This window comes from uncultured Citricoccus sp. (assembly GCF_937871995.1).
Classification (GTDB): domain Bacteria; phylum Actinomycetota; class Actinomycetes; order Actinomycetales; family Micrococcaceae; genus Citricoccus.
On sequence record NZ_CALMQR010000130.1, the window covers coordinates 76,844 to 87,519 of the forward strand.

Consider the following 10,676-nt stretch of genomic DNA (forward strand, 5'->3'; position numbering starts at 1 on the left):
ACGGTCAGCGCTTCTGCTTGACGATCTTTTCCTGGGTGACCGCGTCGGCCGCCAGCGGATCGTGTTCCTCGTGCCCGGCGGCCACGAGCTGGCTGTCGCCCTCGCCGAAGAAGCCCTTCTTGAAGGACTCGACCTCGGCCTTGAGGGTCTCCAGGGCGGAGTCCTCGAGCTTGCCGGTCTCCCGGATCGACGCCAGGACCAGGTCCTTGTGGCGCAGGTGGTCCAGGAACTCGCGCTCGAACCGCAGCACGTCCTCGACCGGGACCTCGTCCAGGTGGCCGTTGGCGCCGGCCCAGATGGACACGACCTGCTCCTCGACCGGGTACGGGTTGTACTGCGGCTGCTTCAGCAGCTCGGTCAGGCGCTCGCCACGGGCCAGCTGGCGGCGGGTGGCCGGATCCAGGTCCGAGGCGAACATGGCGAAGGCCTGCTGGTCGCGGTACTGGGCCAGGTCCAGCTTCAGGGTGCCGGAGACCTTCTTCATGGCCTTGATCTGCGCGGCGCCGCCGACGCGGGACACGGAGATGCCCACGTCCACGGCGGGACGCTGGTTGGCGTTGAACAGGTCCGACTGCAGGAAGATCTGGCCGTCGGTGATGGAGATGACGTTGGTCGGGATGTAGGCCGAGACGTCGTTCGCCTTGGTCTCCACGATCGGCAGGCCGGTCATCGAGCCGCCGCCGAGCTCGTCGGAGAGCTTGGCACAACGCTCCAGGAGCCGGGAGTGCAGGTAGAACACGTCACCCGGGTAGGCCTCGCGTCCCGGCGGGCGGCGCAGCAGCAGCGAGACCGCACGGTAGGCCTCGGCCTGCTTGGAGAGGTCGTCGAAGATGATCAGGACGTGCTTGCCGCCGTACATCCAGTGCTGGCCGATGGCCGAGCCGGCGTAGGGGGCCAGGTACTTGAAGCCAGCCGGGTCAGAGGCCGGGGAGGCCACGATCGTGGTGTACTCCAGCGCGCCGTTCTCCTCCAGGGTGTGGCGGACGGCGGCGATGGTGGAGGCCTTCTGGCCGACGGCCACGTAGATGCAGCGGACCTGCTTCTTCGGGTCGCCCGAGGCCCAGTTGTCCTTCTGGTTCAGGATCGTGTCGATGCCGATGGCGGTCTTGCCCGTCTGGCGGTCACCGATGATCAGCTGGCGCTGGCCGCGGCCGATCGGGATCATCGCGTCGATGGACTTCATGCCGGTCTGGAGGGGCTCCTCGACGGACTTGCGCTGGGTCACGCCCGGCGCCTGCAGCTCCATGGCGCGGCGTCCCTCGGCCTGGATGGGTCCCAGGTCGTCGATCGGTGCACCCAGCGGGTCCACGACGCGGCCCAGGAAGGCATCGCCCACCGGGACGGAGAGGACCTCTCCGGTGCGCTGCACCTCCTGGCCCTCCTCGATGCCCTGGAAGTCGCCCAGGACGACGACGCCGATCTCACGGGTGTCGAGGTTCTGGGCCAGGCCCAGCGTGCCGTCTTCGAAGCGAAGCAGCTCGTTGGCCATGGCGGAGGGCAGTCCCTCCACACGGGCGATGCCGTCCGCGGCGGAGACGACGTGGCCGACCTCCACACGTTCGGTGCCGGCCGGTTCGTAGGATGCCGCGAACTCATTCAGGGCATTGCGAACATCGTCAGCGTTGATGGTCAAGTCGGCCATCTGCGTTCCCTGCTCTCTAACGTTGGTGATCATCGAGATGACGATGACCGAAGGTGTCTGGGTGGATTCGTCGGACCGGCCTCAGCCGGCCAGTTTCCGCTGGAGGTCGAGGAGCCGGGTCTGGAGGGAGGAGTCGACGACGTCGTCGCCCACCTGGACCCGGATGCCACCGACCAGTTCGGGATCGACGGCCACGTCCAGCTTCAGGTCGCGGCCGAAGAGGCGCTTGAGCCCGGAGGCCAGGCGTTCCTGCTGCCCGGGCCCGAGCGGACGGGCGACCGTGACCTCGGCGATCCACGTCCGCTGGCGCTGGGCCACGGCGTCCACGAAGTCCCGGACCAGGTCGACCGGCTTGCTGCCGCGCGGGTTCTCCACGGCCTGGCGCACCAGCAGGCGCGCCTCCGGGGAGGCGCCTCCCATCAGTCGCTCGGCCAGGGTGCCCCGGGCTGCGGCGGGGGCCTGCGGATCCGTCAGTGCACGCTGGAGATCATGGGATTCCCCGACCGCACGGTTGAAGGACAACAGCTCGTCCGAGAGCCGCTCCAGTCCGCCCAGGCCCTCGCGTTCGGCGGACCCGGCCACCGCGGTGGTGGCCAGCTGCTCGAGCGCGTCACCGAAGTCCCGGTCCCGGGACCAGCGGCGGCCGGCGAGGTCGGCCAGGACGGTGAAGCCCGCCTCGGAGAGCTTGCCGCCGAACAGGGACCGGACCACGCCGACGCGACGCTCGGTCGTCCACGAGGGATCGGTCAGGGCCCGGCGCAGGGGCGCGCTGGAGTCGACCGTCCCGAGTGCCGAGAACAGTTCGCCGGCCAGCGGGAGTCCACCGGTGGTCAGGACGGAGTCCAGGTCCCGGCGGGCGGCCGTCAGTGAGTCGGAAGATGCACCGGCCATTACTCAGCAGCACCTGCGCTGGTGGAGGCCTGGCCCACGGTCTCGCTGCGCTCGAGGTCCGCGAGGAACCGGTCCACGACGCGCTGCGAGCGGGCATCGTCCTCGAGGGACTCGCCCACGATGCGGCCGGCCAGGGTGGTGGCCAGGGCGCCGACGTCGTTGCGCAGCGAGGACTCGGCCTGCAGGCGCTCGGCGGCGATCTGGGCGTGGGCCTGCTCGACGATGCGGGCCGCCTCGCCGGAGGCCTTCTCGCGGGCGTCGGCCAGGATCTGGGCACCCTCGGCGCGCGCCTCCTCGCGGATGCGATTGGCCTCGGCGTAGCCCTCCTGCTGCTGCTGCTCGTAATTCGCCTTGAGGGCGTTGGCCTCGGCCTGGGCCTTCTCCGCCTTCTCGAGGCCGCCTTCGATCGCGGCATACCGGTCCTGGTACGCCTTCTCCAGGGCCGGTGCGATGTACTTGATCACGAGGAACATCAGCACGGCGAAGCCGACGGCGGTGACCAGCACCTCCCACCAGTTGGGGACGAGAGGATTCGCCCCCTCGGCTGCCGCGAGGATCGTTTCAGACCTGATCATGGTTCAACCATCCTTTGGTGATATTTCCTGTCATGGGTGGCCGGACTGCCGGCCGAGGATGGACAGGAATTAGAGGACGAAGGCGAAGACCAGGCCCAGGATGGCGAGGGCCTCGGCCAGGGCGAAGCCGAGCAGGGCGATCGGCTGCAGGATGCGCTGGGCCTCCGGCTGGCGGGCGACGCCGTTGATGTAGGCGGCGAAGATCAGGCCCACGCCGATCGCGGAGCCGATGGCGGCCAGGCCGTAGCCGATGAGGTTCAGGTTACCGGTGATTTCCATGGTGTTCCTTTCAAGATGCCAGGCGGCAGGTTGTGAGGGAATCCCCGGCGTGGTTCCGGCGATTGCCGGTACCGGGAAGTCATGTGGTGCCGGACGGCGTCCGTCACCCCGTTCCCGCTCCGTCCCGTCTACTGCCGGGCCGGGTGCGGGGCCGGAAGGTCAGTGTTCGTTGGCGGCGAGGGCGCCCTGGATGTAGATCGCGGTCAGCAGGGTGAAGACGAAGGCCTGCAGGAACATGATCAGCAGCTCCAGGAAGTACATGGCCACGAACCCGAGGATCACCAGCACGCCGGTGCCCTGCAGTGCGAGGTTCCCGGTCTCCATGATGAGGAACTGCGCGCCGGCGCCGGCCAGCATCACGATCATGTGGCCGGAGAGCATGGTGGCCATCAGACGCAGGGAGTGGGTCAGCGGCCGGACGATGAAGTTGGAGATGATCTCCAGCGGCACCAGCAGCGGCAGGATCCAGCCCGGCACCCCGCTGGGGACGACGGCGAGCTTGAAGTAGCGCGGCCCGTTGCGGCGGACGCCGACGCCGATCCAGATGATGTAGACGATCAGCGCCATGGCGTAGGCCGAACCGGCGTGCGAGAAGCTCGGCAGCTGCAGCAGCGGGATGGCGCCGAAGATGTTGTTCAGCAGGATGAAGAAGAAGATGCCGAACAGCAGCGGCACCCAGGCCTTGAATTCCTTCTCGCCGATGATGTCCCGGCCGATGCCGTTGCGCACGAACGCGTAACCGGACTCGGCCAGCCACTGGACCTTGCCGGGCTTGAGCTGCGCCTTGCGCATCGCCAGCATGAAGAAGGCGGTGATCAGGATGACCGACAGGATGATCATGGCCATCTGCTTGCCGAAACCGGTGCCGTACTCGGCCATCCAGGGGATGATGTCCGGGAGGTGAGCGTCGTCGATCGTGGGAGGAACAAATCCACCCTCGTTGGTGGAGCTGGCGAGCACGATCGGTAGCACGCTGATCCTCTCTGCAGTGTCCGTCAGCGGAACGCGGTCAGTGGGCGTTCCCTCCACGCGGTCCCGGGCGGCGACACGGCTCGGCCCGGACCGTCGTTATTGATCGTTGATGAGCCTATCAAACCGGGCACGGTGCTCATGACCAGATCGGCCGTTTCGAGGCGGTTTCCGGGCCTCAGGACGATTTATTTCTACGTTGTGTCGAAGTCGGGCCGGCGGAGCGGCTCAGTCGTCGTAGATCTGCTGCCGGGTGCGGGCGAAGACCATCACCTCGGTGGCCTGCCAGACGAGGATGGCCAGGAGCGCCCCCACGCCCGTGGGGAGGGGCTGGAGCCAGGCCGGGACGGGCACCGCCGTGAGCAGCACCGCCATCAGGACGAGCTTGACCACGAAGCCGAACAGGGCGATGACGATGGCCTGGTCACGCCAGCGGTTCCAGGACCAGGCGGTGAGCGCCAGGGTCATGGCGGACAGGACCACGACGGCCACGCCCGCCAGTCCCAGCGATCCGGCGGCCCCGGCGCCGGCCACCGGCCAGGCGATGAGGGTGGCGACGGCGAGCGTGAGGAGGCCCACGGCCAGGCAGGCCGTGAGGATCCCCCACCAGCCGTGCGTGTTCTGGCGGGGCGCGCGGGCCGCACCGGTGGATCGTCGGGTCTTCGGTGCGGGCCTCATCGGCTCCCCCTTCTGGAACGGCGGACCCAGGGATGCAGGGTCAGGTAGCCGGCGCCGATCAGCAGCACGGCCAGGACCGGCAGCACGATGCGCCAGTCGAGGAAGTTCAGCGACACCACCCCGTAGGCGATGAGGAAGGCCCACAGGTAGAGCAGCAGGACCGCCTGCCGGTGCGTGTATCCGCCGTCCACGAGCTTGTGGTGCAGGTGGCCGCGGTCGGCCGAGAACGGGCTGGAACCCCGCGCGGTGCGCCGCACCACGGCCAGCGAGAGGTCGATCAGCGGCAGGGCCACCACGGCGATCGGCAGCAGGATGGGCATGTACGCCGGCACGTTCCGGAAGCGGAAGCCCTCCATCGCCTCGAAGTCGGCGGTGACGGCGACCGCGGCCGTGGCCAGGAGCAGGCCGATGAGCATCGCCCCGACCTCTCCCATGAAGATCCGGGCCGGGTTGAAGTTGTGCGGCAGGAACCCCAGGCAGCAGCCGACGAGCAGTGCCATCAGCAGGGTGGCCAGGTTGGAGTAGTCGAACTGGTTGATGGTCCGGGTCAGCAGGTACGAGTAGATGAAGAACGCCGATCCGCCGATCACCGCGATGCCGGCGGCCAGCCCGTCCAGCCCGTCCACGAAGTTGATGGCGTTCATGGTCAGCACCAGGATGAAGATCGTCAGCCCGATCTGGACGGGTTCGCTGCCCACCGGGATCCAGCCCACCGGCATGGCCTCGACGCGGATGCCGTGCAGGGCCACCAGGGCGGCGGCACCGACCTGGCCGGTGAGCTTGAGCGTCCAGTGCAGGTCCCACAGGTCATCGGCCACCCCCATGACCAGGACCACGGCCAGTGCCAGGAGGACTCCGCGCACCGGGTCGGGATCGGTGAAGATCCCGTCCAGGAACGGGACCATGGCACCGATGCCGAGGCCGGCCAGGACGCCGGCGAACATGGCCACGCCGCCGAGCTTCGGCACGGGGCGGCGGTGGACGTCCCGCTGGCGGCGCGGGGTGTAGACCCGTCCCTTCAGCGCCAGGACCCGGACCGCGGGAGTCAGGACGAAGCTGACGAGGGCGGACAGGACCAGCAGGAGGAGGTAGGCCCTCATCGTCCGCCCGGTGCCGCCGGCCCGGACCGGCCCGCGTCGCCGGTGGCGTCCGGTTCCGGTCCCACGAGGTCGGGGACGACGCGGACGAGCTCGGAGAAGGCCAGGGCGCCCTGGCGGACCACCCGGAACGGCGAGACCGTGCAGTCGACGATGGTCGAGGGTGCGGAGACGTCACGGTCGCCGTCGTCGAGGTAGACGGCCACGGAGTCGCCGAGCATCTCCTCGGCGGCCCGGGCCGACGTCGCGGCCGGCAGGCCGGTGCGGTTGGCGCTGGAGACGGCCATCGGACCGACCTCCTGGAGCAGCTCGCGGGCGACCTGGTCGTCGGGGACCCGCAGCGCCACGGTCCCCCGGGTCTCCCCCAGGTCCCAGGCCAATGACGGCTGGGCGGTGAGGATCAGGGTGAGGGCACCGGGCCAGAAGGCCTCGGCCAGCTCCCGGGCGGCCGCGGGGATCTCCACAGCCAGTCCGTCCATCACCTGGGGGGCCCCGATCAGCACGGGCGGGGGCATCGAGCGTCCGCGGCCCTTGGCGGCCAGCAGGACGGCCACGGCCTGGGGCGAGAAGGCGTCGGCGCCGATCCCGTAGACGGTGTCGGTCGGCAGCACGACGCACTGCTGCCGGCCCAGGGCCTGCCGCGCGGCCGCGATGCCCTCGTCCAGTCCGGGCTCAGTGGTGCAGTCGATCATCGTGCTCACGGTGCCATTGTCCCATCGTCGCCCCCGGTGGCCCGCCCCTGCACCGGCCGGGCGGTGCGGACGGCCTCGGTGAACCGCGGCCGGTCGTTGAGGTCATCGTGGGTGAGCACCTCGGTGAACAGCCCGTCGCAGGCGAGCAGCCGGGCCATGGCGGCCTCCTGGGTGTCGTCGTGCTCCATGACCAGCACGCCGCCGGGACGCAACAGCCGGGCCGCCGTCGCGGCGATCACGGCCGGCATCCGCATGCCGTCCGCTCCCCCGCCGTAGAGCGCGAGCTCGGGGTCGCGACGCGCCTCGGCCTGCTCCGGGATGCGTCCGTCGGGGACGTAGGGCGGGTTGGACACCACGACGTCGACGCGGCCGTCGAGCGCGGACAGTGCGGTGGCGGCGTCGCCCAGGTGCAGGTCGACACCGCGCGGTCCGAGGTTGGCGGCGGCCCACCAGGCGGCCTCCGGGTCGGCCTCGACCGCGTGCAACCGGGCCCCGGGGACCTCGGCGGCCAACGCGGCCGCGATCGCCCCGGAACCGGTGCACAGGTCCACGCCGATGACATCCCCCGCCCCGCGCACCCGCGCGGCGTCGGCGAGGGCCTCGATGGCCCGGCCGGCCACGAGCTCGGTCTCCGGCCGGGGCAGGAACACCCCGGGGCCGACCTGCAGGTCCACGGACCGGAAGGGGGCGGTGCCGGTCAGGTACTGCAGGGGCGTGCGCGTGGACCGGGAGATCAGCAGGCGGCGCAGGTCCACGGCCTGCACCGCGGTGAGGGCGCGGCCGGACACCGCCCACGCGGCCACCTCGCCGCGAGAGGCGCCCAGGACGTGGGCGGCCAACAGCTCGGCGTCGGCGCGCGGGGACGGCACCCCGGCAGCGGCCAGCAGCTCGGTCCCGGAGCGCAGCAGGACAGCCAGTCCGCGCTCCTGCGGTGCTCCCGTGGACCGGACGCCGGGGGCACCCCCGGTGCCGGCCGGCGTCGGGCGAGGCCGTGAGGGGATGGTGCGTGGCGTGGTCATCGCGTCTGCCATGGGCGTTCCCCTACTTCCCCCGGCCGGACTGGTCCCGCCCGGAGTGCTGGCCCAGCGACTCCAGCCGGTGCTGCTCGTCCAGGTCGATGCAGGACTGCAGGACCGGGCCCAGGTCCCCGTCCAGGACGGCGTCGAGGTTGTAGGCCTTGTACCCGGTCCGGTGATCGGCGATCCGGTTCTCCGGGTAGTTGTAGGTCCGGATCCGCTCGGACCGGTCCATGGTGCGTACCTGCGAGGCCCGCGTGGCCGCGTTCTCGGCGTCGAGCTGTTCCTGCTGGTGGGCCAGCAGCCTCGAGCGCAGCACCCGCATGCCGGCCTCGCGGTTCTGGATCTGGGACTTCTCGTTCTGCATGGACACCACGATCCCGGTCGGCAGGTGCGTGATGCGCACGGCGGAGTCCGTGGTGTTGACGGACTGGCCACCGGGGCCCGATGACCGGAACACGTCGATCTTCAGGTCGTTCGCCCCGATCTGGACCTCCTCCGGCTCATCGACCTCCGGGAACACCAGCACGCCGGCGGCCGAGGTGTGGATCCGGCCCTGCGACTCGGTCACGGGCACCCGCTGCACGCGGTGCACCCCGCCCTCGAACTTCAGGTGGGCGTAGACTCCCTCCGCCGGGTCCGTGGAGGAACCCTTGACGGCCACCTGGACGTCCTTGTACCCGCCCAGGTCGGACTCGGTGGACGAGAGGATCTCCGTCTTCCAGCCCCTGGACTCGGCGAAGCGCACGTACATGCGCAGCAGGTCCGCGGCGAACAGGGCGGCCTCCTCACCGCCCTCACCCCCCTTGATCTCCAGGATGGCGTCGCGCGCGTCCGAGGGGTCGCGCGGGATGAGCAGCCGGCGCAGTCGCTCCGCGGCCTGGTCCGCGGCATCCTGCAGGGCCGGCACCTCGGCCGCGAAGTCCGGGTCGTCCTGTCCCAGTTCCGTCGCGTCCGCCAGGTCCTCGGCGGCCTGTCGCCAGGCCCGGTGGGCGGAGACGATCCCGTTGAGCTCCGCGTAACGGCGTCCGAGCCTGCGGGACAGGGCCTGGTCCTGGTGGACGGCCGGGTCGGCGAGCCGCTCGGTGAGTTCACGGTGCTCGTCCAGCAGCTCCTGCACGGACTCGAACATGGTGGTTCCTTCAGTCAGTGGCCACCCGGGGCGGTGGCCGTCAGCGGGGATCGGTGGTGGGGGTCGGTGGGAACGACTCAGCCCCCGGCCCGCCGCGTCCGTGCGGCGGGCCGGGGGCCGGCGTCGATGCTACTTCTCGCCCTTGGGCCCCAGCGTGGTCTTGGAGACCAGCATGAGGAACTCGGCGTTGGACTGGGTGTCCTTGATCTTGTTGGTCAGGATCTCCAGTGCCTGCTGCGTGTCCAGGCCGGACAGCACCCGGCGCAGCTTCCACATGATCTTGATCTCCTCGCCGGAGAGCAGGTTCTCCTCGCGGCGCGTGCCGGAGGCGTTGACGTCCACGGCCGGGAAGATCCGCTTGTCCGCCAGCTGGCGGGACAGGCGCAGCTCCATGTTGCCGGTGCCCTTGAACTCCTCGAAGATGACCTCGTCCATCTTGGACCCGGTCTCCACGAGGGCGGTCGCCAGGATGGTCAGCGACCCGCCGTTCTCGATGTTGCGGGCGGCGCCGAAGAAGCGCTTCGGCGGGTACAGGGCCGAGGAGTCCACACCACCGGAGAGGATGCGTCCGGAGGCGGGGGCGGCCAGGTTGTAGGCACGGCCCAGTCGGGTCATGGAGTCGAGCAGCACGACGACGTCGCGGCCCATCTCCACCAGCCGCTTGGCCCGCTCGATCGCCAGCTCGGCCACGGTCGTGTGGTCGTCCGCCGGGCGGTCGAAGGTCGAGGCGATGACCTCGCCCTTGACCGAACGCTGCATGTCGGTCACTTCCTCGGGCCGCTCGTCCACCAGCACCATCATCAGGTGCACCTCGGGGTTGTTGGTGGTGATGGCGTTGGCGATCGACTGCAGGATCATCGTCTTGCCGGCCTTGGGCGGCGAGACGATCAGGCCACGCTGGCCCTTGCCGATCGGGGCCACGAGGTCGATGACGCGCGGGCCGATCAGCTTGGGGTCGGTCTCCAGGCGCAGGCGCTCCTGCGGGTACAGGGGCACCAGCTTGTTGAACTCGACGCGCTTCGGGGTGTCCTCGGCGGGCTGGCCGTTGACCGAGGTCAGCTTCACCAGGGCGTTGAACTTCTGGCGGTTGCTGCCGCCGCCGCCCTGGCTCTCCCCGTCGCGGGGCGCGCGGATGGCACCGGTGACGGCGTCGCCCTTGCGCAGCCCGTACTTCTTGACCATGGACAGCGAGACGTAGACGTCGTTCGACCCCGGCAGGTAACCGGAGGTGCGCACGAAGGCGTAGTTGTCCAGCACGTCCAGGATGCCGGCGACGGGCAGCAGCACGTCGTCCTCGGTCACCTCGGTGTCGTCGACCTCCGGGCCGCTGCGCCCGCGACGGTTGCGGTTGCGGTCGTTGCGGTTGCGGTTGCGGCGATTGCGGCGGCTGTTGGGGTCGTCGTCGCGGTCGTTGCGGTTGTCGTTGCGGCCGCGTCCCCCGCCGGACTGCTGGTCCTGGCCGCCGTCCCGGGACTCCCCGCGCTGGTCACGGTTCTCGGAGCGGTTGCGCGCACCGCGGCCGGACTGCTGGTCCTGGCCACCGTCGCGGCCCTCGCCCTGGTTGCGGGAGCCGCGGCCGGACTGCTGGTCCTGGTCGCCGTCCCGGGACTCCCCGCGCTGGTCACGGTTCTCGGAGCGGTTGCGCGAACCGCGGCCGGACTGCTGGTCCTGGCCGCCCTCGCGGGCGTCCTGCTGGCGGGTGCCG

The 10,676-nt window shown here is 70.4% G+C and carries 11 protein-coding genes; all 11 read right to left on the reverse strand.

Translation table 11 applies throughout. The features are described from left to right. Positions 1-4: 4 nt before the first annotated feature. Positions 5-1,642: a F0F1 ATP synthase subunit alpha gene (atpA, locus tag Q0283_RS14935; RefSeq protein ID WP_183524606.1), complete on the reverse strand. Its 1,638-nt coding sequence runs from the start codon at positions 1,640-1,642 to the stop codon at positions 5-7. 81 nt (positions 1,643-1,723) lie between these two features. Next, on the reverse strand, positions 1,724-2,533 hold the full coding sequence (locus Q0283_RS14940; RefSeq protein ID WP_183524603.1) for a F0F1 ATP synthase subunit delta: 810 nt from the start codon (positions 2,531-2,533) through the stop codon (positions 1,724-1,726). Beyond that, positions 2,533-3,108, reverse strand: coding sequence for a F0F1 ATP synthase subunit B (locus Q0283_RS14945; RefSeq protein ID WP_183524600.1), 576 nt, complete (start codon positions 3,106-3,108; stop codon positions 2,533-2,535). The genes Q0283_RS14940 and Q0283_RS14945 overlap by 1 nt, the downstream gene beginning before the upstream one ends. A 69-nt stretch (positions 3,109-3,177) precedes the next feature. Then, positions 3,178-3,387, reverse strand: a complete 210-nt coding sequence (locus Q0283_RS14950) for an ATP synthase F0 subunit C (protein WP_010144343.1) — start codon at positions 3,385-3,387, stop codon at positions 3,178-3,180. A 159-nt stretch (positions 3,388-3,546) separates the two neighbouring features. Continuing rightward, the gene (gene atpB / locus Q0283_RS14955; protein WP_183524597.1) at positions 3,547-4,359 is read right to left on the reverse strand and encodes a F0F1 ATP synthase subunit A; all 813 of its coding nucleotides are present in this window, start codon (positions 4,357-4,359) and stop codon (positions 3,547-3,549) included. A 225-nt stretch (positions 4,360-4,584) separates the two neighbouring features. Continuing rightward, positions 4,585-5,034, reverse strand: coding sequence for a hypothetical protein (locus Q0283_RS14960; protein WP_298045364.1), 450 nt, complete (start codon positions 5,032-5,034; stop codon positions 4,585-4,587). Then, on the reverse strand, positions 5,031-6,134 hold the full coding sequence (locus Q0283_RS14965) for an MraY family glycosyltransferase (protein WP_183524590.1): 1,104 nt from the start codon (positions 6,132-6,134) through the stop codon (positions 5,031-5,033). Before Q0283_RS14965 ends, Q0283_RS14960 begins: the two co-directional genes overlap by 4 nt. Further along, entirely contained in the window at positions 6,131-6,823 is a 693-nt protein-coding gene (locus Q0283_RS14970) for an L-threonylcarbamoyladenylate synthase (RefSeq protein ID WP_183528234.1), read from the reverse strand. Before Q0283_RS14970 ends, Q0283_RS14965 begins: the two co-directional genes overlap by 4 nt. A gap of 5 nt (positions 6,824-6,828) precedes the next feature. Then, positions 6,829-7,854, reverse strand: a complete 1,026-nt coding sequence (prmC, locus tag Q0283_RS14975; RefSeq protein WP_255459403.1) for a peptide chain release factor N(5)-glutamine methyltransferase — start codon at positions 7,852-7,854, stop codon at positions 6,829-6,831. A gap of 10 nt (positions 7,855-7,864) precedes the next feature. Continuing rightward, complete coding sequence (gene prfA / locus Q0283_RS14980) at positions 7,865-8,971, reverse strand: peptide chain release factor 1 (RefSeq protein ID WP_183524587.1); 1,107 nt, start codon at positions 8,969-8,971, stop codon at positions 7,865-7,867. A 129-nt stretch (positions 8,972-9,100) separates the two neighbouring features. Continuing rightward, positions 9,101-10,676 (reverse strand): transcription termination factor Rho (rho, locus tag Q0283_RS14985; RefSeq protein WP_298045366.1); only part of this gene is annotated, 1,576 nt, incomplete at its 5' end.